The sequence below is a fragment of the Collinsella aerofaciens genome (assembly GCF_015557435.1).
GTDB classification, from domain to species: Bacteria; Actinomycetota; Coriobacteriia; order Coriobacteriales; family Coriobacteriaceae; genus Collinsella; species Collinsella aerofaciens_Z.
On sequence record NZ_JADNOH010000027.1, the window covers coordinates 1 to 21,723 of the forward strand.

The window sequence follows — 21,723 nt, forward strand, 5'->3', positions numbered from 1 at the left end:
TCGGCGGGGCCGACGCCTTCACCGCGGGCGCCCGCGTGGTCGCCGTGTACAACGCACCGCTCAGCAGCGCATGCAACCACGGCATCGCGAAGGGCAACCCCAACGAGGTCTACCTGCGCTATCCGCGATCTCCCCTCGCCGACCAGTCCGGCGACGCCGGATTCACCCGCACGCCGAGCGACGATGCGTGCGCCTACACCTGGGGACTCAGTCTGATCAAGCGCTCAAGCTCGGACGATAAACCGCTTGCGGGCGCCAAGCTACGCATCATCGATGACCGCGGGCGCATCCTAACGACTGATGGCTCGTGGTCGACGGATGCCGACGCTTGTGTCACCACGGGCGCGGACGGCCATGTGGAATTGACCGGCGTGGACGCGGGCGTCTATACCGTCGAGGAAATCGCGGCACCCAAGGGCTACACCGCCTTTGAGGGCAAACGAACGGTAACGGTTACGTCCGAGGGATTGGACGTTAAACAGGTGGCAGCCGCGAAGTCCAAAGTGACCGTGTCGGCCGAAAGCCCTCTGCGGGTTGATACCGCCGATGCCGGGACGGGCTCGATTGAGCTGTCGGTGCTCAACACCCCATCTAAAGAAGTGAGTCGAGGCTTTATGCCCTCGACGGGAGATAGAACGTTGGTTCTGGTGGCGGCTTTGGCTGCCATCGGAGTGGCGGCTATTGTTGTCGCGCTCGTCATCAGGCGGGGAGGAGGTCGCCGTGAAAAATAATTGTCCCCCCCCCTTGCTCAATGGCGTACTGCCTCCGTAGCGAGTGACGCACAGGTCTACCGACCTGATGATCATTGGTTTTGAAAAAGTTACTAGAGAACTCTCCAAGAAAGAGGGCCAAACATGAAGACAACCAAGAACATCGCCCGCCTGGCAGTAGCCGCCGGCCTCACGGCGGCCCTGAGCTTCGGCGGAGTCATGGCACCCGTGAGCATGGCGCTTGCTGAGGGCGGAACCGCCGCAAACTATGTGCCGACGGCGACGACGACCGGCAACGTGACCATTGCTGAGAACACCTATGCCGGCACCTCGTTTAAGGGTATCCAGATTTTCAAGGCCACGGTAACGCAGGGTAAGGCTGATGCGGATGGCGATGGCGTTGCAGATGAGAATGGAGCTTGGACTGAGGATCACGAAAAGACGCTGTCCGACATCCAGTGGGCGACTCCTGAGGTTGAGAATGCTGTTAAAGGCGTTTTTGCTGAAGACACCAATAATCCTGGTGAAGGCGCCACAGCTCAGGATTGGGCAGACTACATTGCTGGAATAGTTGCTGGTAATGCTGGCAAAGGATTCAAGGTCGATGCCGACAGCGCGCTCGACAAGATTGCCAAGGCGCTTGAGAAATTAACCACAGTCAATGAGGCTACTGGCTGGATAAATTCGTCTGATGGTAAATTTTCCACGCTGTCTGCCGGCTACTGGCTCTTTGTGACTGCGGGCGTTAGCGACACCGCCAACACGACTACTGGCAACACGGATGCCTACACCTCGCCGATTTTCGCCATCGTCGGCGGAGCCGATGTGAATGCGGAGCCTAAGAAGGGTGTCCCCACCGTCAAAAAGGAAATCCTCGATGACGCCGATGCTGATGCTGATGGCGTTAACATCAAGACTTCCAAAAAATGGAAGGATATCGCCGATTCCCAAATCGGCCAGGAGGTCAACTACAAGCTTACCGGTTCGGTTGCCAGCAACTATGCTACTTACGATAGCTATGCGTACAAGTTTACCGACGAGCTTTCCAACGGCCTTGAATACGTTGATGGATCTGCTGAGGTATATGCGCTGAACGGCTCTACCTATACCCCAATCGATGGGACCAATTACTACGTAACGAAACCTGATGCCAGCAATAACAACACTCTTACGGTCGAGTTCAAGGTTGATGAAACTGATAACGGCCTCAAGGACGTTGCGGGCATAAATGATCAAACCCAGATTGTTGTCTTTTATAGGGCCAAGCTCAATGGCAATGCTGTAATTGGCAACGCTAAGGATGAGTCTGGTAAACCCAAAAAGGGCGGCAACCCCAACACCGTTACGCTCGAGTACTCCAATAATCCGCATGCCCAAGGCACGGGCAAGACGATTGAGCACACCGTCGCCGACTTTGCGTTCAGGCTCAATCTCAAGAAGGTCGACCAGGGCACCGAGAAGGGCCTTGAGGGCGCCGTCTTCACCATCCAGTCTGCTGATGTGAACACCATGGGCAAGTACGTCGCTTCAACGGCGGGAGAATTTGGGGGCAGCAACGTCGTCGCTGGCCAGCTCGTGGACGTCCCTAGCGACACTAGCGTCGAAAACCTTCCTGATTGTGTGAAGTTCACGTCCGACAATAACGGCATGATCACCTCCTCCGGCCTCGACGCCGGCTCCTACAAGGTAACCGAGATCAAGGCTCCCGGCAGCAACAAAGAGTACACCGCCGCAGAACACTTCACCTTTACTATCACTCCGGAGTATTCCACTGACGGCACCATGAATGTGAAAACGATCGGCGCTAGTCTCGATTCCCCCCGTAGCGATGTTGTCTTAGGCGAGCTTGACGAGACCGCCGGCGACAACAAGCTGAACGTCAATGGTGACAGCGCCACCAATCCTGCAGATGGCGTAATCAACATCACCGTCGGCAATACCAAACAGATCAAACTCCCGCTGACCGGTCTCAACGGCGTGACCTTCACTTGGATTGCTGGCGGCGCGCTGCTGTGCATTGGCGTGGCGCACCTCATCCGTAGTCGTAAGCGCGACGACGGTTCTGAGGAGTAGCTGTTCGCCTCGAATATCAACACGAGATATGAAAAAGCGGGGCACCCGGTCGATGCGATCGGGTGCCCCGCTTCGTTTGTTGGTGCAAAGCAACCTGACCCCTTTGCACCACCATAAAGGTGCCTGTCCCCTTTATGGGGTTTGGCGGCTAAGCGGTGGGGAGTTCTGGCGTGTTAGCCGGCTGCTGCGGCTTGAGGTGGGCGTTGCGCCAGATGGTCTGGATAACGTAGCCGAGCATAAGGACAAAGGCCGCGCCGCTGATGAAGCCGCCTACGAGGGGAAGCCCCGTGAGGGCACCTGCGATTACGCCGCCCACGGCTGCCATGGCGTAGCGGTTCTGGTTGTGTCCGACCATGCGGGCAATGGCGCAGCCCGCGAAGGCGCTCGACACCAACGCGATGCCGATAACGCCGCACAAGAGGGCTCCGGCAAGCGACAGACCTGCGATAGAGATAATCAGCAGTAGGACGGCGGGGGCGATAGCAATCGCACCCAGAAGACCGCTCACCCACAGAGGCATGGGACGCTGGTGGAGCATGCCGGCGGCGCCGGCGGTCGCGCGCGGAAAGACGAGCTCGAGCAGCAGAGCGACAAAGCAGGTCGAGAGGGCCGCGGCGACGATACCGCCGATGACATCGTTGGCGGTGGAAGTATCTTCGTTCTCGATGCGGTCGATCTTGAGCGCGCCGACCTCGGCTCCCGCGGCGCGCTCGGGGTCCTCGGAGACGTGCGCGTTCACGGTGCCGGTGATGTGGGCGTTCTTGCCCAGGATGAGCTTGTCGGCCCAAACCTCGACATCGCCCTCGACGGTGCCATCGATGGTCACCGTGTCGCCTGCAAGCGCTGCCGACTTGGTAGAGCCGCGCAGGGCAACCGTCTCGCCCACCGCGTAAAGACAGTTGGCAGAGCTGTCGGTGTTGAGCACAACGTGCTGACCGACCACCGTGACGCTGCCATCAACCGTGGTCTTGGCGATATCGATAGTGCGTGCCGCCAGACGGACGGCACCGCCCACCGTGCAGCCGCGGATCGAGAGGGTATCGCCCGCGGCGATGATATCGCGGTCGATGGAGGTATCGTCCAGGTTGAGGCTCTGACCTGCCCAGTACAGGTCACCTTCGACGCCGGACGGAGTGGCGTCATTGTCGGTCGCAAGTACGTTGCCTGCGGTGTCCGTGCCGGCAAGAGCCGTAGCGGGAAGTGCGGTGAGCGCCAGAGCGATGAGTGCGAATAGGATGGTGATGCGGCCCCACGCTTTACGGCGTTGGGTCGACGGGAATTGATTGTGGGGCATAGTGAATCCTTCGTCAGATGCTCGATATGCACCTAACAGGGTACCCAACGCGTGGGCGCTCTAAAAGAACCTCTCGGTTGCATTTCGAAGGATGAGCCCGCGCAATCTACTTTTTGTGGTGCAAAAAGCGCGCGATGTCCTCTTCGGTGGGGCTTTTGATGTCAAAACGCAGCGACAGCCAGCGCAGCCCCATGGTTACCGCAACGCATACGATCAACGCGGTGATGTTGCTGACGACGCCGCTCATGACAAGGCATACATAGCTCGCCGAGCCGGCGATGGCTGCGATGGCATAGAAGTTGGTGCGCTGGAAAATGCCCGGTACCACGCCCATAAAACTGTCGCGCAGCATGCCGCCGCCCACCGCGGTGAAAAAGCCCATCATGATGCACACCGCCGGCGCAAAGCCGTAGACCAGTGCCTTGTCTGCTCCGGTGGCGGCGTAGATGCCGACTGAGATGATGTCGAGCAGGGGAATGAGTTTTTCGGGTTTGTCGACGATTGCCGGGAAAATGTAGATGATGGCTGCCGTGGCAATGGAAAGCGGCAGCGCCATTGGCTGGTTGAGGATGTAGACGTTGCCCACCTGCAGCGTCATGTCGCGTAAAAGACCGCCGCCCAAGCCACAGACCACGGCGAGCGCAACTGCACCCACCAGGTCGAGTTTGTGCTCGCGCGCGACCAACACGCCCGAGATTGAAGCCGCGACGACGGCGAACATTTCGAGCCAAAACGGGATGGCGACCATGGCATCCGTGGCGTGTGAGGTAACGGTTATAGCGGCGACGACGGGCAAGATGGGGTCCTTTGGATTACGGATTTGGACAATGCCCGTACATAGTACATGGTTGGCGGGCGTGGTGACCCTATTGCTCGGTAAACGGTCGGGACTGGGAACGGTCATGGGTACCAAACATATACATCAGCCTTCAAAGATGCCGAAAAATGTCGTTTTTGGAGGGTGATGTACATGTTTTTGAGGGAGGGGCGGGTTCGAATCCCTTCTCCTCCGCCGTATTTGCTTGTAAGGGACTCTAAACAAAAAAGCCCCCGTTTTCGGGAGCTTTCTCAACCAAAATGGCGGAGGAGGAGGGATTCGAACCCTCGTGACCTTATACAGGCCAAACGGTTTTCGAGACCGCCGCATTCAACCACTCTGCCACCCCTCCGCGTGGGGTAAAAACAAAGCAGGCTCGAAGGCCTGCTTTGGAATTAACTGGCGGAGAGTCAGGGATTTGAACCCTGGAGACGCTTTTGACGCCTACACGATTTCCAATCGTGCTCCTTCGGCCACTCGGACAACTCTCCGTTAAATGCGAAAGTCAGTATACACGAGGAATCGCAAAGTGCAAACAGAAAAGTTGGCATTTTTTAAAACGCTCGGCCGCGTTTGGCGTTGCAGTGGGGTTTGAGGTGCCAAAAAACGGCTTCCGACCAGCGTGGTTGATCAACTCAATTGTTCAAAAGGGGTATTCATAAGCGACTTGGCAATGAATTTAAAAATCTTTGGGTGGTGCTGTGGACCACTGGTATGCATTTTGCGACCACAGCCTTGTGCCCGTTGACCTGCGGCTTGGCTCAGCTTGTCCCCGCGGCACCGTATCTTGTCCACAAATCCGTCAAGCTCTTGGTCGGCATTTGGTTGGAATGCGCATGAAACGTGGTGCGAGCATGGGCATATGTGGAGGTCATGAGGTTGTAGCTGCATATTCTTGCGGCTTGGGAGGTTGAAAGATATTATTACCAAGTCTTTTCCTGCTTCAGGCGCACCTTCACGACCTGAAGCCACATTTGCCCAGAGGAGGTGACAATATGAAGGCTTATGAACTGCTGTTCTTTGTTGACCCGTCGCTCGACCCCGAGACTCGTCTCGCTGTTATGAAGCGTATCGATACCACGATCGCTGAGGGCGCTGGCAAGGTCGACTCCGTTGACGAGTGGGGCAAGCGCAAGCTCGCCTACGAGATCAACGACCTCACCGATGGTGACTACACCCTCATCAACTTCCACGCAGATCCTACCCAGATCGCCGAGCTTGATCGCGTCCTGCGCATCACCGACGCTGTGGTCCGCCACATGATCGTCCGTCGCGACGACCAGGAGTAAGACTGTCGTTTTGGACTGGGCTTGTGCCCCAAGAGGAAGTAGTGAGTTATGAGCATCAATCGAGTGAACATCACCGGTAACCTCACCCGCGATCCCGAGCTGCGCGCCACCGCCGGCGGAACCCAGGTTCTGTCTTTTGGCGTCGCCGTGAACGATCGTCGCCGCAACGCGCAGACTGGCGAGTGGGAGGACTATCCCAACTTTGTCGACTGCACTATGTTCGGCACCCGCGCCGAGGCCGTGAGCCGTTTCCTGGCAAAGGGAAACAAGGTCGCGATCGAGGGCAAGCTGCGCTACAGCTCTTGGGAGCGCGACGGCCAGCGCCGGAGCAAGCTTGAGGTCATCGTCGATGAGATCGAGTTTATGAGCTCCCGTGGTGGCCAGGGTGGCTACGATCAGGGCGGTTACGCCCCCGCAGCTCCCGCGCCCGCAGCACGTCCTGCCGCACCGGTGGCCACGCCGCCCGCGGTCGACGTCTACGATGAGGACATCCCGTTCTAAGGGTTGTTCACCTATTTTTGAGTGAGAGGCGGCTTCGGTTCGCCGAAGTTGCCAAATGAAAGGTATTTTGACATGGCTAATGATTTTTCTGCACGTCAGCCGCGTCGTAAGTACTGCCAGTTCTGCAAGGAGAACACTGAGTTCATCGACTATAAGGACACTCAGCTTCTCCGTAAGTACATGACCGACCGTGGCAAGATCAAGCCCCGTCGCGTCACTGGCGCTTGCACGCAGCATCAGCATGACATCGCCAACGCCATCAAGCGCGCCCGCGAGATGGCTCTCCTGCCGTACACCGTCCCCGTGGTTTCCTCTCGTGGCAACCGCGACCGCGGCTAAGAAGGGAGACGCATCATGAAGGTTATTCTTCTCGATGAAATCAAGGGCAAGGGCGGCGAGGGTGACGTCGTAGAGGTCGCTCAGGGTTACGCTGAGAACTTCCTGTTCCCCAAGAAGCTCGCTGTTGCCGCTACCAAGGGCAACCTCAAGCAGCTTGACGAGCGTCGCAACAACATCGCCAAGCGCGAGGCCGTCCGTCTGGCTACCGCCAACGAGACCAAGGCTGCCCTTGAGGGCAAGACGGTCACCGTTGACGTCAAGGTCGGCGACGAGGGCATCCTCTTTGGCTCCGTTACCGCCGCCATGATCGCTGACGCCATCAAGGCTCAGCTCGGTATGGACATCGACCGCAAGCGCGTCGAACTCGGTAAGCCCATCAAGGTTGCCGGTGCCCACACCGTTGCCATCTCGCTGTACCGCGAGATCAAGGCCGAGGTTGTCGTTCTCGTCGGCGTTACCGCCGAGGAGCTCGCTGCCGAGGCTGAGGTCGAGGAGGCCGCTGAGGTCGCCGAGGCCGAGACCGCCGAGGTCGAGACTGAGGCTGCTGCCGAGTAGCATTTGCTGCAACGCAACAATCTTGTTCTAAGAAGGGCACTCTGGGAAACCAGGGCGCCCTTTTGTTTTTTTGCGCTGAGTGAGTGTCATGGTGAACGTTGCGTCGAAGTCCTATATACAGGATCGTTCATCCGCTTGGTTCGGTGATGATTGGCGGCGCGCGGCGCGTTTTGGGACCGTGGCTGATACTATGGATGCTCGCAAGCGATATGAATGAGGATGCTCATGGCATATGACGATAGGGAGACCGGGCTGACGGTTGAGGACCGCGGCTCAAAGTTGGGTCTTCCCCAAAACCAAGATGCAGAGGCCAATGTACTGGCCGCTATGCTGCTATCGCCCGAGGTGGTCGAAGAGGCCCAGGTCGAGCTGCAGCCCGATGACTTCTACCGGCCCATTCATAAGACCATCTATACCGCGATGGTCGATATGTACAACAGCCGCATTCCTATCGACTCCATCTCGCTGATCGATTACCTGCGAAGCATCAACAAGCTCGATGCCGTGGGCGGCGAAGCGTACATTTTGGAGTTGATGGGTCAGACTCTGTCGCTCGTCAACTGGCAGCACCATGCCGCCATCGTTCGCCGTGATTCGATGCTGCGTGAGCTGATCGGCGCCACCAACGAGATCAACGCGCTGGCATATAACGCCCCCACCGACACCAAAGAGGTCGTGGAGCTAGCCGAGAGCAAGCTGCTCAAGGTCACGGCACGCGAGGTCAAGTCGAGCTATAAGACGCTGACCGAGTTTATGGTCGAGGCCTATAACGAGGCCGAGGAAGTGTGCCAGGCCGGTGGCCAGGCTGCGGGCGTGCCCACGGGCTTCCCGTCGCTCGACCGCATGCTCATGGGTTTTCGCGAGGGTCAGCTCATCATTATCGGCGCCCGCCCTGCTGTGGGTAAGACGTCGTTCGCCCTGAATCTGGCGCTCAACGCCGCCGCTGCCGGTTATACCGTCGGCTTCTTCTCTCTGGAGATGTCGGGCAAGGAAATTGCCCAGCGTCTGATTTGCGCCTACGCCATGATCTCGATCAGTGACTTCCGCATGGGCCGCATTAGCCCCGAGCAGTGGGCCAATATCAACGAGGCCACGCAGACCTTGTCCAAGCTCGATATTCTGATTGACGATACGCCCGGCACCACGGTGACCGAGATTCGCGCCAAGAGCCGCCGCATGCTCCACAACAAGGAGAAGGCCATCATCATCCTGGACTACCTGCAGCTGGTGAGTCCTCCGCCGGGACGCCGCTCCGAGAGCCGTACCGTCGAGGTCTCCGAGATGTCGCGTGGTCTGAAGATCATGGCCAAGGAGCTCAAGATCCCGCTCATCGCGCTGTCGCAGCTCTCGCGTCAGGTCGAATCCCGTACCGGCAAGCGCCCGCAGCTTTCCGACCTTCGTGAATCGGGCTCCATCGAGCAGGACGCCGATATCGTTATGTTCTTGGACCGCTCCGCCGACGAGGCCGAAGCCTCGCGCGACGATCGACCCGACGAGGGCGTTACGCGTATCGTCGTGGCCAAGAACCGTTCGGGCCCGATCGGCGACGTCGACCTGATGTTCCTGCCGGCATCCACCAAGTTCTATGAGCTTGATGGGGCACATGCCGAGGAGTAGGACAGGCGCCCGTTGCACGGGTATACTGGGAATGTTTTGTGCTTCTGCGTGCCGGCGTGGCGCGTAGACAGTCCATGAATGTAAGGAGTAAACATGCCGTCAACCGTTTTGGTCGGTGCCCAGTGGGGCGATGAGGGCAAGGGTAAGATCTGCGACCTGGTCGCCGGCGACTTCGATGCCGTCGTGCGCTACTCGGGAGGCAACAACGCCGGCCACACCATCGTCGTCAACGGCAAGAAGTACGGCCTGCACCAGGTGCCCTCCGGCATCATGTATTCCGACCACGTGTCGGTGATCGGTAACGGCTGCGTCGTCAATCCCAAGGTTGTCCTTGAGGAGATCGACATGTTCGAGGCCGACGGCATCACCACCAAGAACCTCAAGATTAGCGGCAATGCGCATGTCATCATGCCGTACCACATCGATCTGGATGGTGCCTTTGAGCAGAAGCTCGGCAAGAAGAACATCGGTACCACCAAGCGCGGTATCGGTCCGTGCTATCAGGACAAGATGGCCCGCATTGGTCTGCGCATGCAGGACATGCTGGACGAGGCACTGTTCCGCGACAAGCTGGAGACCGCTCTCGCCCGCGTGAACCCTGAGCTCGAGCTCATCTACAACCTGCCCACCTACACCGTGGACCAGATTTGCGACGAGTACCTGCCCATGGCCGAGCGCCTGCGCCCCTACATCACCGAGACGAGCCTGCTGCTCAACAACATGATCGATGAGGGCAAGGACCTGCTGTTTGAGGGCGCCCAGGCGACGCTGCTCGACATCGACCACGGCACCTATCCGTACGTGACGTCTTCCAACTGCACCGCCGGCGGCGCCATCATCGGCTCCGGCGTGGGCATGAAGAACGTCGACCGCGTGCTGGGCGTCATGAAGGCCTATATCACCCGCGTCGGTTCGGGCCCCATGCCCACCGAGCTTTCCTATGAGTCCGAGGCCGGCCACACGCTGACCGAGGAGGGCTATGAGTACGGCGTGACCACCGGTCGCCGTCGTCGTTGCGGCTGGTTTGACGGCCCTATCGCCAACTATGCCTCGCGCGTCAACGGCCTCACCGACATCGCCGTGACCAAGCTCGACGTGCTTTCGGCCTTCGACACCATCAAGGTGTGCGTGGCCTACGACGTCGATGGAGAGCGCTACACCAGCGTGCCCGAGCATCAGGTGCGCTTTGAGCATGCCAAGCCCATCTACGAGGAGCTTCCCGGCTGGAAGTGCGACATCACCGGTTGCCGCAGCTTTGACGAGTTGCCGCAAGAGGCTCAGGACTACGTGGCGTTTATCGAGGATCTGGCACACACCCGCGTGACGTTTATTGGCGTTGGCGCTGGTCGCGAGCAGATCATCAACCGATTCTGGAAGTAATCGGGACTATTTGGTTATTGCGATATACCCCTTTGCAGCCCGGACGGGCGGCCGAGGGGTATATTTGCTTGCAAAGGGCTCGCGCGGAGCGGGCCATTCATCCATAGAGGAGGCACCCTTGAAGGCGGACACTCAAACCATCGACATCCTGTTGTTGGGCAGCGGCGGCCGTGAGCATGCTTTGGCAGCTAAGCTCGCAGCATCACCGCGCGCCGGCAAGCTCTACATTGCGCCGGGTAACGGCGGCACCGCGAGCTGCGGCGAGAACGTTGTTCTCGACGACTGCGATCCTGCGGCCGTGGCGGCGTTTGCGCAGAGCCACGGATGCGGACTCGTGGTAATTGGCCCCGAGGCTCCGCTCGTGGCGGGCGTGGCCGACGCCGTGCGCGCGGCAGGTATTCCCTGCTTTGGCCCGGGTGCCGAGGGCGCCCAGATGGAGGGTTCCAAGCTGTTCTCCAAGCAGCTCATGGAGCGCGCCGGTATCCCGACGGCAGCCTATGGTTCGTTTACCGACGAGGCTTCGGCTCTCGCCTACGTGCGCGAGCAGGGCGCTCCGCTGGTCGTGAAGGCCGACGGCCTTGCCGCGGGCAAGGGCGTTATCGTGGCGACCGAACTTGAGCAGGCCGAGGAGGCCGTGCGCGAGTGCTTTGGCGGCACCTTTGGCGATGCCGGCAATACCGTGGTCATCGAGGAGATGCTCGTTGGTCCCGAGTGCTCGCTGCTGGCCTTTACCGACGGCAAGACCGTGCGCCCCATGGCCACCTCGCAGGACCACAAGCGCGCGCTCGAGGGCGACAAGGGCCCCAACACCGGCGGCATGGGCGTCTACAGCCCGGTGCCCATCGTGACCGACGAGGAGCACGCCACCATGGTGGCGGTCATGGAGCAGACCGTGGCAGAGCTCGCTGCCGAGGGTATCGACTACCGCGGCTGCCTGTACGGCGGCTTTATGCTCACGCCTGCCGGCCCCAAGGTGCTGGAGTTCAATGCCCGCTTTGGCGATCCCGAGACGCAGGTCGTGCTGCCGCGCCTTAAGAACGACCTGGTCGAGGTCATGCTCGCCTGCGCCAACTGCGAGCTCGATCAGATTGAGCTCGACTGGCGTGACGAGTGGGCCGTGGCCGTTGTCCTGACGAGCGCGGGCTATCCCGGCAGCTACGAGAAGGGCAAGGTCATCACCGGTATCGCCGATGCCGAGGCCATGGAGAACGTGACCGTGTACCACGCGGGCACTGCCGTGGTGGACGGCCAGCTCGTGACCAATGGTGGCCGCGTGCTTGCCGTGACCGCTCTGGGCGACACGTTCGAGAACGCTCGCAACCTTGCCTACGAGGCCTGCGAGAAGATTGATTTTGAGGGCAAGACCCTGCGTCACGACATCGGCCTGCGCGCGCTGCGCGGCCGCGACGCCTGGGATGCCTAAAGTCCGAGAGGAATGAGATGGATGGACGAGAAGAACGAAGAGCTCGTGGATGCGCAGATCGTCGAGGAGGACAGCCGCGTGTATGGGCACGCCGAGGGCGAGCCTGGCGGCGAGGTCGCTGACGAGCCGGTGCTGGTGCTGGGCGATGACGACCCGCACGATGCCGAGCTGCACGAGAAGATTCTTTCGGAGGAGTGCGCCTGGAAGGGCAAGATCCTCGACGTCCACCGTCTTGAGGTGGAGCTGCCCAACGGCCACCGCAGCGCCCGCGACATCATTCGTCATCCGGGTGCGGCGGCCGTGGTGGCGCTGACCGAGAGCGGCAAGATTGTGCTGGTGCGTCAGTACCGCACTGCCATCGACCGCGTAACAGTCGAGATTCCCGCCGGCAAGCTCGACCCGGGCGAGGATCCGCTTGATTGCGCCAAGCGTGAGCTGCACGAGGAGACGGGCTTTAGGGCCGGTCGCATTCGCTTTTTGACGTCGATTGTCACGACCTGCGGCTTCTGCGACGAGATCATTCATATCTACCTGGCTACCAAGCTCGAGTTCGACGCGCCCAACCCCGATGATGACGAGTTTGTCAACGTGGACCTGGTGCCGCTGCACGAGTTGATCGACGCCGTACTCGACGGCAAGATCGAAGACGCCAAGACCGTCGTGGGCGCCTTGGCCTGCGATAGCATCGCGCACCGCTTGGGCGGAGCCGAGCTCTAGGTTACGCGGTTTTACCAAACCGCGTAACGAGTCGACGCTGCAAACGCCCCTAAGCGGCAATCTGCCTTTCAATCGTCGCTCGCGTACCGAAGTACGCGTCGTTCCTCTTTCAAGGCACCTTGCTCGCTCAGGGACGTTTTCGCTGACGCTGCCAGAACATCGGCGTTATGCTTGTTGGGACGCTTTGTTTTCAGCCTGACCGGTTCAACCGGATTTCTCACGCTATTTATTTCTCTTCGAGGATTGCATGTTTAAAAGGTTTCTTTCGTATTACAAGCCCCAGATGGGGCTTTTTGTTGCTGATACTGTTTGTGCTCTGGTGCTTGCTGCCATTGACCTTGCGTTTCCTATTATTCTGCGCAATCTGACCGGCGGGTTGTTTACCCAGGGTCAGGCTGCCATTATGCAGGCGCTCGGTATGATCGCGGTGGGTTTGGTGCTGATGTATGTCATCCGTTGCGCCTGCCGCTATTTTGTGAGCTATTGGGGTCACGTGATGGGCGCGCGCATGGAGTCCAAGATGCGCGAGGACCTGTTCGACCAGTATGAGCGCTTTAGCTTTGCGTACTTCGACCGCAACAGCTCGGGCGATATGATGAGCCGCGTGGTCAACGACCTGTTCGATATCTGCGAGGCGGCGCATCACGTGCCCGAGTGGATCATCATCTGCGGCATCGAGATTATCGGCTCGTTTGTGATCCTCTTTACCATCGCTCCGGTGCTGGCGCTTGCCATGGCTGCGGTGACAGCAGCGTTTGCGGTCATCATGTTTTGGCAGAACATGCGCATGCGCGAGGTCTTTAGCGACAATCGCAAAAAAATCAGTGGCATCAATGCACAGCTGCAGGATTCGCTGGCGGGCATGCGCGTGGTCAAGAGCTTTGCCAATGAGGAGACCGAGCGTGCCAAGTTCCGTGCCTCTAACGACCGCTACCTTTCGTCCAAGGAAAACATGTATCACGCCATGGGCGTCTATACTGCGACGTATGGCCTGCTCTCGGGCGTGCTGTACGTGATCGTGGTGCTGCTGGGTGGTTGGCTCGTTGCCCAGGGTCAGCTGCAGGCGGTCGATATGGCAACCTTCGCGCTCTACATTTCGCTGTTCTGCACGCCGCTCGAGACGCTCGTCAATTCGGCCGAAATGTATCAGAAGGCCATCGCTGGCTTTAAGCGTATGGACGAGGTGCTCTCGACCGCGCCGGATATCCAGGACAAGCCGGGCGCCACGGATCTGCAGGTGACCGCCGGCGCCGTGGATTATCACGATGTGTGCTTTAACTACGAGGACGTTGAGCTGGGCGAGGGTGATGCCGACGAGCGTCCCGTTATCGACCATATGAATCTGTCCATCAAGCCCGGGCAGACCATCGCTTTGGTTGGCCCTTCGGGCGGTGGCAAGTCCACGACCTGTTCGCTGCTGCCGCGCTTTTATGACGTGGCTGCCGGATCCATTAGCATCGACGGCCAGGACGTGCGCGATGTGACGCAGCAGAGCCTGCGCCGCGCCATCGGCCTGGTGCAGCAGGATGTCTACCTGTTTGACGGAACAATCGGCGAGAACATCGCCTACGGCAAGCCGGGCGCTACGGCTGAAGAGATCGCCGAGGCCGCCCGTCGCGCCAACATCGATGCCTTTATCGAGTCGCTTCCACGGGGCTACGACACCGTGGTGGGCGAGCGCGGCAGCCGTCTTTCGGGCGGACAGAAACAGCGCGTCGCCATCGCGCGTGTGTTTCTCAAGAATCCTAAGATCCTGATTTTGGACGAGGCGACGAGTGCTTTGGATAACGAGAGCGAGGAGGCGGTGCAGGAGTCACTCGAAGAGCTGGCACGCGGCCGCACCACGATTATCATTGCCCATCGTCTTTCGACCATTAAGCATGCCGATGAGATTGCGACCGTTGAGCATGGTCGCGTTGTGGAGCGTGGCACGCACGAGGAGCTTCTCGCCCATGGTGGCACCTATGCCCGTTACTATCGAATGCAGTTCGAAGGTGCGCGTGCGCACGAGCTCGACTGATTGATATGACAGGAAGTTTATGGCTGACAAGAACCCTTTGACTCCGGAAGAAGTGACGGAGTTATTCTCCGAAATCGATGCATCCGGTGTCTTGGATCCCACGCTTGCCAAAAAGCGAACCGAGCGCATGCGTGAGAAGGAGGTTGCGGCCAAGCGCGGTGACAAAGCGGCGCTAGCGCAGCTGCGCAGTGAGGACCGCGCGAGCCAGGCAAAACATATCGACCCGCTGTCCGAGGACGATCCTTCGGGCTCGCAGGTGAGCCATACCATTACGAAGACCGCGATGGCCGTGGTCATCGGTATTCTGGTGCTGATCGTGGGCATGCAGATCGGCTACGGCGTGATGCGCCGTCTGAATACCGCCAACCTGTCCGAGAGCGTTTCGGTGGATACCGTCTCGACCGCGCTCAAGGGCGGCCTTGAGTGGGGCAACGGCTTTACGCAGTTCCCGCTCGACTTTACCGTCGATGAAGCTGATGAGCGTACGGGCACGGTCGAGGTGACGGTGTTGGACACATCGTCTGCCAATGAGCTCGAGCTGCTGTCCAACGGGCAGATCCAGGCCGCGGCGCTTGCGACCAACGCCCTGCTCAACGACAAGATTGACCGCGTGGTGTATAACGTTCACGCCTATATCGACGAGGATAGCAACATTCAGCACGATTCCTTTTTTGGCATGTTCCCCGCGCGGGGTCATCAGAGCGCCATTTTGACGTTTGTGTGGACCAAGAGCTCATCCAACGCCACGAGTATCGACTGGAAGATGCGCATCGTAAGCATGGACGACACCATTGCCGAGCGCATTCAAAAACAGGTGAACTCGGTTTCGTCGCTGATCGAGGACCAGGTGGTGAGCCAGACCAAGATTGACGAGGAAAAGGCCGAACGTGACCTGGAGCATCGTCTGCATGGCCGCGAGATTTTCCGCGGCGGCAAGCCCGATCGTTCACCGTCCGATCTGCTGGAACAGGACAAGAAAAAATAAGACGCCATCATCCCGTGTGAGCCACAAGCCCCGCGGGATGATTTTTAATCCCCGTCCCAGAAAAATCATTATGCATAGAAAGTCATAATTATCATTTCGTAAACATTTCGATGAAATTAACGCCATGAGGCATGCTTGCGGTTACAATACCGCGAGGCCTAACTACACACCTTTAAGCCGGTCCTGTGAGACCGGGAAGGAGAATTATGGCGAACAACCATACCGCGGGCGCTGCCGCCCGCACCTTCGCGCCCAGCGAGCTTTGCCAGCGTATGCTGGCCAAAACCAGCAAGGGCACCTGCGGTCCCTGTATCCTGTATCTTGAGGATGGGACCATTTTTTATGGACGTGCATGCGGCGCCGAGGGCACCGCGACCGGCGAAGTCTGCTTCAACACCTCGCTTGAGGGCTACTTTGAGGTCATGACCGACCCGAGTTATGCCGGCCAAATTGTAACCATGACCTATCCGCAGATCGGCAATTACGGTATCGACGAGACCGATGTCCAGTCGGCCTTCCCCGGCGACGCCGTGCGCCCTGCGAGCGCTCCGGCTATGCGCGGCATGATCGTTCGCGACATGTGCGCCACGCCTTCTAACTGGCGCTCGGCCGTCAGCGTGCCGGAGTACCTGCGCGCTCACGGCATCGTCGCTATCGAGGGTGTCGACACCCGCGCTCTGGTGCGCCATCTGCGCGACAATGGTTCCAAGATGGGCATTATCTCGACAGAGATCTTCGACGTCGACGAGCTCGCCGAGCGTCTGGACGCAGCGCCCACGCTGGTGGGCGAGAACCTGGTCAAGACCGTGAGCTGTCCCGTGCCTCACGAGTTTGTGGCCGCCGACCTGCCTGCCACGCATGGCTTTGCGCTTGCGGCTGCCGCTCCTGCCCGTCACAAAGTGGTCGCCTACGACTGCGGTGTGAAGCGCGGTATTCTGGAGGGCCTGGTCCGTGCCGGCTGCGACCTCACCGTCGTGCCGTGGGATACGCCCGCCCAGCAGGTGCTCGACATGAATCCTGATGGCGTCTTTTTGTCCAACGGCCCCGGCGACCCCGATGCCGTGGTGGAGACCTACGAGCAGGTGCAGCAGCTGATCGGCAAGGTGCCGGTCTTTGGTATTTGCCTAGGTCACCAGATGATCAGCTTGGCCTGCGGCGCCCAAATGGAAAAGCTTAAATTCGGTCACCGTGGCGGTAACCAGCCGGTTATGAATCTGGTGAGCCGTCGCGTGGAGATCACCGCGCAAAACCACGGCTTTGGCCTGCTGTTCCCCAGTCTGGGCAAACTGATTCCGGAGCTTTCCGGCGGCGAAACCGAGCATGCGGCCGATGGCGACCTGCGCGCCTGGGTGCGCCGCGGTATCGCGCCGGTCGTGATGAACGAGCGCTTTGGCCGCATTCGCCTGACACATGTGAACCTCAACGACGGCACCGCCGAGGGCATCCAGCTGCTCGACGCCCCGTGCTTCTCGGTCCAATACCACCCCGAGGCTTCGCCCGGCCCCACCGATGCCCACTATCTCTTTACCGCCTTTACGCGACTCATAGACGGCGAGGAGAACTACCTGGACATCGACACCGCGAAGGACCGCCTCGCCGGCTGGAATTTCGCCGAGTCCGAGAACGCTGCGACCGAGGAGAACTAACATGCCTAAACGTACTGACATCAAGCGCATCCTCGTTATTGGTTCGGGCCCTATCGTCATTGGCCAGGCCTGTGAGTTCGACTACTCCGGCGCACAGGCCTGCAAGGTGCTCAAGGAGGATGGCTTTGAGGTCATCCTGGTCAACTCCAATCCGGCGACCATCATGACCGACCCGGGCTTGGCCGACCGCACCTATGTTGAGCCTATCACCGCCGAGTTTATCGAGCGCGTGATCAAGAAAGAGCGCCCGGACGCGCTGCTGCCCACGCTGGGCGGCCAGACCGGTCTGAACGCCGCCGTCGAGCTGGCAAAGGACGGCACGCTCGACAAGTACGGCGTCGAGATGATCGGCTGCGACCTGGCCGCTATCGAGCGCGGCGAGGACCGCAAACTCTTTAACGAGGCCATGGCCGAGATCGGCCTGGAGGTCGCGCGCTCGGGCTATGCCTACAGCGTGGCCGACGCCGAGGCTATCGCCGAGCGCGTGGGATATCCCTGCGTACTGCGCCCGAGCTTTACCCTCGGTGGCGCCGGCGGCGGCATCGCGCATACCCACGAGGAGCTCGTCTCCATCGTGAGCCAGGGCCTTGAGCTCTCGCCTGCCCATGAGGTGCTGGTCGAGGAGTCCATCGAGGGTTGGAAAGAGTATGAGATGGAGGTCATGCGCGACCACGCCGGCAACGGCATCATCGTGTGCTCCATCGAGAACCTCGACCCCATGGGCGTGCACACCGGCGACTCCATCACCGTGGCGCCAGCGCAGACCCTCTCCGACCTTGAGTATCAGCGCATGCGTGTCGCGTCGCTCGCCATTCTGGAGAAGATCGGCGTCGAGACCGGCGGCTCCAACGTGCAGTTTGCCGTGAACCCCCAGACCGGCCGCCTGATCGTCATCGAGATGAACCCGCGCGTGAGCCGTTCGTCCGCACTGGCCTCCAAGGCCACGGGCTTCCCCATCGCCAAGGCCGCCGCTCGCCTGGCCGTGGGCTACACGCTCGACGAGATCGTCAACGACATCACCAAGGCAACGCCCGCCTGCTTTGAGCCCACGATTGACTACTGCGTGGTCAAGGTGCCGCGCTTTGCCTTCGAGAAGTTCAAGGGTACCGACCCCACGCTCACCACGCGCATGAAGGCCGTGGGCGAGATCATGGCGATCGGCCGCACCTTTGAGGAGGCCTTTGGCAAGGCCATGCGCTCGCTGGAGGACGGACATCAGGGCATTTGCGCCGGTGGCAAGGAGGGTGCCGACAAGCTGAGCGACGACGAGCTCGCTCAGGCCGTGGCAACCCCGACCGAGCACCGCATCTTCTTTGTGGTCGAGGCCCTGCGCCGTGGCTGGGACATCGCTCGCATCCATGCCATCTGCGGTATCGATCCGTGGTACCTCAACCGTATCAACGATATGGTGCAGGTCCAGGAGAGCATCCGCGGCCTGCGTGTGGAGGATATCGACGCCGACGCGATGCGCCTGCTCAAGCAGTACGGTACGAGCGACGCCGAGATCGCCGCGCTGACCGGCTCGGACGAGCGCTTTGTGCGCGCCTATCGCAAGGGTCTGGGCGTGGTTCCCAGCATGAAGACGGTCGATACCTGCGCTGCGGAGTTCTCGAGCGCCACGGAGTACCACTACAAGACGTACGAGAACATCTACCGCACGAGTCCGGATGCCAAGAAGTGCGTGGCTCCCGACGAGACCACGCCGGCGGACAAGCCCAAGGCGATGATCCTGGGCGCCGGTCCCAACCGCATTGGCCAGGGTATCGAGTTCGATTACTGCTGCGTGCACGCGAGCTACGCGCTGGCGGCCCGCGGCTTTGAGACCATCATGGTCAACTGCAACCCCGAGACCGTCTCGACCGACTATGACACCTCGGACCGCTTGTACTTTGAGCCGCTCACCTACGAGGACGTCATGGATGTCATCGATGTTGAGCGACCCGACGGCGTCGTGGTGACGCTCGGCGGTCAGACCCCGCTTAAGCTGGCGCGCATGCTCGAGGAGAGCGGCGTGAACATCATGGGTACCAAGCCCGACGCCATCGACTTTGCCGAGGACCGCGAGCGCTTCGCCGCTCTGCTCGACAAGCTGGGCATCATGTACCCGCCGGCGGGCCAGGCCACCTCGTTTGAGGAGGCCGAGGCCGTGGCCGCGCACATCGGCTATCCGCTGCTGGTGCGCCCGAGCTATGTGCTGGGCGGCCGCGGCATGATGATCGCCTACGATGCCGAGCATCTGCGCGATTACATGGCCGAGGCTGCGCGCATTAGCCCCGACTACCCGGTGTACCTGGACCGCTTCCTGGAGGGTGCGATCGAGTCCGACGTCGACGCCCTGTGCGATGGCGAAGAGGTATACATCGGCGGCATCCTGGAGCATATCGAGGAAGCCGGTATTCACTCCGGCGACTCCGCGACCTGCATCCCGCCGTTCAGCTTTAGCGAGAGCCTGCAGGCGAAGCTCCGCGAGACCACGCGCCGCATCGCGATGGCGCTGGGAGTCCGCGGTCTGGTCAACGTGCAATATGCCATCAAGGGCGAGACCGTCTACGTGATCGAGGCCAACCCGCGCGCCAGCCGTACCGTGCCGTTTATCTCCAAGGCCACCGGTGTGCCGCTGGCCAAATGCGCGGCGCGTATCATGGCAGGCGATTCCATCGCGAGCTTGGGCCTGCCGAGCGACGAACGTCAGCTGGACTGGTTCTGCATGAAGGAAGCCGTCATGCCCTGGGGTCGTTTCCCGGGCGCCGACGTCATCCTGGGGCCCGAGATGAAGTCGACGGGCGAGGTCATGGGTATCGCCAAGAGCTACCCCGAGGCATACGCCAAGACGCAGCTGGCAATCGACTACAAGCTGCCCGATCCGAGTTGCGGCAAGGTATTCATCAGCGTGTGCGACCGCGACAAGCGTCATATCCTTTCGGTCGCGCGTATCCTGCGTTACCTGGGCTTTGACATCTGCTCTACCGAGGGTACGGCGCGCGTGCTGCGTGGAGGCAACGTGACGTGCGAGATCGTGGAGAAGATTAGCGGCCCGCACGACGGCGAGCGCCCCAACATCGGCGACCTCATCGCCGATGGCAAGATCGCGGTGATCATCAACACGCCGTACGGTCCGGGCTCGCGCGGCGACGGCTATCTGCTGCGCACCGAGGCAGTGCGACGCGGTGTGACCTGCGTGACCGCGATGTCTGCCGCCAACACGTACGTGAGTGCCATCGAGGCGGTGCGTGAGGACCAGCAGGGTCACGGCAGCGCCAACGACATGGGCATGGACGTCATCGCCCTGCAGGACCTGCCGCAGCACACGGTGTAATGTGACCTGGTCGGCCGGGGCGGCAGCCGGACACTTTCTCTCGGAAACTGGGCTTCGCGAAGTTTTCCGAGAGAAAGGTCCGCCTCCCGCCCCGGCCTGCGGTGACTTGGCCGCACCGTGTGCTGCCGAAGGGGCTTTGTGCGATGACTAGGGCTGAATAGAAAATGAGTGTGGGCGCCGTCGTTCGTTTGAACGACGGCGCCCACGTTTTGGATTTATTGGGCTGTGGCGGTGAAGGTTGTTTTGTCGGCGGCGATGTGCACGTGCAGCTTTGCCTGACCGTCGCAGCTGATGAGCACGCCTACCTCGAACGGGGTTCCCGTCTTGTCGTAGGTCGAACGCACGATGCGCATCGCCGCCTTACCGGTGTTCTGTCCCAAAAGACGCGCCTCATGCTTGTCGAGGTTGACCGTCTCGTAGACGGCATCGACGCTTGCGGGCAGGATGCCGGTCTTTTCCGCGATGTAGGCGTAGAGCGAGCCATCCACGTCTTTGCGCGTGAGCTCGGGGCAAAGTGACACGGGGATATAGACGTAGTTGAGCTCCATGGGTTTGTCGTTGGCGAGACGCAGGCGGCGAATCTCCCAGACGGGTGTCCCTTCGGGCACTTTGAGCCCGGAGGCGATGCCGCGGACGGCCGGTATGCTTGAAAAGGCGAGAATCTGCGAGCTCGGAACCCGTCCCGCTTCGCGCATCCGCGCGCTGAAATTCAGGGCCAGGTCGATGCCGGGTGCTGAAGTTTGGGGCTTGATGAACGTGCCCTGGCCGCGCTTGCGCACCACGCGCCCCTCGATGACGAGATCTTGGAAGCAACGGCGCACGGTCGCGCGCGATAACTCCAGCCGCTCACAGATTTCGAGCTCGCGTGGCAGCGGCGTCTTGGTGTCGAACGCCTGGCTGGCGATAAGCAGAGCGATTCGATGTTTAAGCTGGACATAGAGCGGCGTATCACCGCTGCGGTCGAAGGGTTCGGAGGCGAGAAACGAGATCATATCCATGGGGTACCTCCATGTCGTGGGCGTACGTGACATGGTCTGACAC

Annotated in this window: 17 protein-coding genes and 2 tRNA genes; 14 read left to right on the top strand and 5 right to left on the bottom strand. The window is 60.4% G+C overall.

The features are described from left to right. Together I2G43_RS02190 and I2G43_RS02195 are read left to right on the top strand one after the other, a co-directional pair. A partial coding sequence (locus I2G43_RS02190; protein ID WP_195534930.1) for a SpaA isopeptide-forming pilin-related protein occupies positions 1-731 on the top strand: 731 nt, incomplete at its 5' end. 123 nt (positions 732-854) lie between these two features. Then, positions 855-2,783 carry an isopeptide-forming domain-containing fimbrial protein gene (locus tag I2G43_RS02195; protein ID WP_195534931.1) on the top strand — a complete coding sequence of 643 codons (1,929 nt, stop codon included), beginning with the start codon at positions 855-857 and terminating at the stop codon, positions 2,781-2,783. A gap of 148 nt (positions 2,784-2,931) precedes the next feature. Here the strand turns inward: I2G43_RS02195 and I2G43_RS02200 are convergent, their stop codons facing one another. The 4 genes from I2G43_RS02200 to I2G43_RS02215 form a co-directional block, all read right to left on the bottom strand. Continuing rightward, a complete protein-coding gene (locus I2G43_RS02200; RefSeq protein ID WP_195534932.1) occupies positions 2,932-4,077 on the bottom strand; it encodes a polymer-forming cytoskeletal protein in 1,146 nt (381 codons plus the stop codon). A gap of 106 nt (positions 4,078-4,183) precedes the next feature. Continuing rightward, positions 4,184-4,873, bottom strand: a complete 690-nt coding sequence (locus I2G43_RS02205) for a trimeric intracellular cation channel family protein (RefSeq protein WP_229071489.1) — start codon at positions 4,871-4,873, stop codon at positions 4,184-4,186. Positions 4,874-5,155: 282 nt separating this feature from the next. Next, positions 5,156-5,246, bottom strand: a tRNA-Ser gene (locus I2G43_RS02210). Between the two features lie 48 nt (positions 5,247-5,294). Next, positions 5,295-5,385: transfer RNA gene (locus I2G43_RS02215), tRNA-Ser, on the bottom strand. A gap of 504 nt (positions 5,386-5,889) precedes the next feature. On the opposite strand from I2G43_RS02215, the gene rpsF reads away from it, so the two are divergent. The 12 genes from rpsF to carB all read left to right on the top strand — a co-directional run bounded on the left by rpsF (position 5,890) and on the right by carB (position 20,682). Beyond that, the gene (gene rpsF, locus I2G43_RS02220) at positions 5,890-6,183 is read left to right on the top strand and encodes a 30S ribosomal protein S6 (protein ID WP_006235831.1); all 294 of its coding nucleotides are present in this window, start codon (positions 5,890-5,892) and stop codon (positions 6,181-6,183) included. Positions 6,184-6,231: 48 nt separating this feature from the next. Next, positions 6,232-6,684: a single-stranded DNA-binding protein gene (locus I2G43_RS02225; protein WP_006235830.1), complete on the top strand. Its 453-nt coding sequence runs from the start codon at positions 6,232-6,234 to the stop codon at positions 6,682-6,684. A gap of 72 nt (positions 6,685-6,756) precedes the next feature. Further along, positions 6,757-7,023 (top strand): 30S ribosomal protein S18, encoded by a 267-nt coding sequence (gene rpsR / locus I2G43_RS02230; protein WP_006235829.1) that lies wholly within the window; start codon positions 6,757-6,759, stop codon positions 7,021-7,023. A gap of 15 nt (positions 7,024-7,038) precedes the next feature. After that, positions 7,039-7,578, top strand: coding sequence for a 50S ribosomal protein L9 (rplI, locus tag I2G43_RS02235; protein ID WP_117646146.1), 540 nt, complete (start codon positions 7,039-7,041; stop codon positions 7,576-7,578). Positions 7,579-7,797: 219 nt separating this feature from the next. After that, on the top strand, positions 7,798-9,195 hold the full coding sequence (gene dnaB / locus I2G43_RS02240) for a replicative DNA helicase (protein ID WP_006235827.1): 1,398 nt from the start codon (positions 7,798-7,800) through the stop codon (positions 9,193-9,195). A 93-nt stretch (positions 9,196-9,288) separates the two neighbouring features. Continuing rightward, positions 9,289-10,575 (top strand): adenylosuccinate synthase, encoded by a 1,287-nt coding sequence (locus tag I2G43_RS02245; RefSeq protein WP_195534933.1) that lies wholly within the window; start codon positions 9,289-9,291, stop codon positions 10,573-10,575. A gap of 118 nt (positions 10,576-10,693) precedes the next feature. Then, the gene (purD, locus tag I2G43_RS02250; protein ID WP_117716204.1) at positions 10,694-11,998 is read left to right on the top strand and encodes a phosphoribosylamine--glycine ligase; all 1,305 of its coding nucleotides are present in this window, start codon (positions 10,694-10,696) and stop codon (positions 11,996-11,998) included. A 21-nt stretch (positions 11,999-12,019) separates the two neighbouring features. Beyond that, entirely contained in the window at positions 12,020-12,715 is a 696-nt protein-coding gene (locus I2G43_RS02255) for an NUDIX domain-containing protein (protein ID WP_195534934.1), read from the top strand. A 247-nt stretch (positions 12,716-12,962) separates the two neighbouring features. Then, positions 12,963-14,735, top strand: a complete 1,773-nt coding sequence (locus I2G43_RS02260) for an ABC transporter ATP-binding protein (RefSeq protein WP_195534935.1) — start codon at positions 12,963-12,965, stop codon at positions 14,733-14,735. Positions 14,736-14,754: 19 nt separating this feature from the next. After that, the gene (locus I2G43_RS02265) at positions 14,755-15,720 is read left to right on the top strand and encodes a hypothetical protein (protein ID WP_195534936.1); all 966 of its coding nucleotides are present in this window, start codon (positions 14,755-14,757) and stop codon (positions 15,718-15,720) included. 206 nt (positions 15,721-15,926) lie between these two features. Beyond that, positions 15,927-17,366, top strand: a complete 1,440-nt coding sequence (gene carA / locus I2G43_RS02270) for a glutamine-hydrolyzing carbamoyl-phosphate synthase small subunit (protein ID WP_195534937.1) — start codon at positions 15,927-15,929, stop codon at positions 17,364-17,366. Between the two features lies 1 nt (position 17,367). Continuing rightward, positions 17,368-20,682, top strand: a complete 3,315-nt coding sequence (gene carB, locus I2G43_RS02275; RefSeq protein ID WP_195534938.1) for a carbamoyl-phosphate synthase large subunit — start codon at positions 17,368-17,370, stop codon at positions 20,680-20,682. Positions 20,683-20,897: 215 nt separating this feature from the next. Here carB and I2G43_RS02280 read toward each other — a convergent pair whose 3' ends face one another. Next, the gene (locus I2G43_RS02280) at positions 20,898-21,680 is read right to left on the bottom strand and encodes a GntR family transcriptional regulator (RefSeq protein ID WP_158551165.1); all 783 of its coding nucleotides are present in this window, start codon (positions 21,678-21,680) and stop codon (positions 20,898-20,900) included. Positions 21,681-21,723 lie beyond the last annotated feature (43 nt).

Coding starts and splice junctions, on each gene's coding strand:
- I2G43_RS02280 (WP_158551165.1), bottom strand. CDS start 21,680: ATGGATATGATCTCGTTTCTCGCCTCCGAACCCTTCGACCGCAGCGGT.
- carB (WP_195534938.1), top strand. CDS start 17,368: ATGCCTAAACGTACTGACATCAAGCGCATCCTCGTTATTGGTTCGGGC.
- I2G43_RS02200 (WP_195534932.1), bottom strand. CDS start 4,077: ATGCCCCACAATCAATTCCCGTCGACCCAACGCCGTAAAGCGTGGGGC.
- I2G43_RS02195 (WP_195534931.1), top strand. CDS start 855: ATGAAGACAACCAAGAACATCGCCCGCCTGGCAGTAGCCGCCGGCCTC.
- dnaB (WP_006235827.1), top strand. CDS start 7,798: ATGCTCATGGCATATGACGATAGGGAGACCGGGCTGACGGTTGAGGAC.
- I2G43_RS02260 (WP_195534935.1), top strand. CDS start 12,963: ATGTTTAAAAGGTTTCTTTCGTATTACAAGCCCCAGATGGGGCTTTTT.
- I2G43_RS02255 (WP_195534934.1), top strand. CDS start 12,020: ATGGACGAGAAGAACGAAGAGCTCGTGGATGCGCAGATCGTCGAGGAG.
- I2G43_RS02225 (WP_006235830.1), top strand. CDS start 6,232: ATGAGCATCAATCGAGTGAACATCACCGGTAACCTCACCCGCGATCCC.
- rplI (WP_117646146.1), top strand. CDS start 7,039: ATGAAGGTTATTCTTCTCGATGAAATCAAGGGCAAGGGCGGCGAGGGT.
- rpsF (WP_006235831.1), top strand. CDS start 5,890: ATGAAGGCTTATGAACTGCTGTTCTTTGTTGACCCGTCGCTCGACCCC.
- rpsR (WP_006235829.1), top strand. CDS start 6,757: ATGGCTAATGATTTTTCTGCACGTCAGCCGCGTCGTAAGTACTGCCAG.
- I2G43_RS02245 (WP_195534933.1), top strand. CDS start 9,289: ATGCCGTCAACCGTTTTGGTCGGTGCCCAGTGGGGCGATGAGGGCAAG.
- I2G43_RS02265 (WP_195534936.1), top strand. CDS start 14,755: ATGGCTGACAAGAACCCTTTGACTCCGGAAGAAGTGACGGAGTTATTC.
- carA (WP_195534937.1), top strand. CDS start 15,927: ATGGCGAACAACCATACCGCGGGCGCTGCCGCCCGCACCTTCGCGCCC.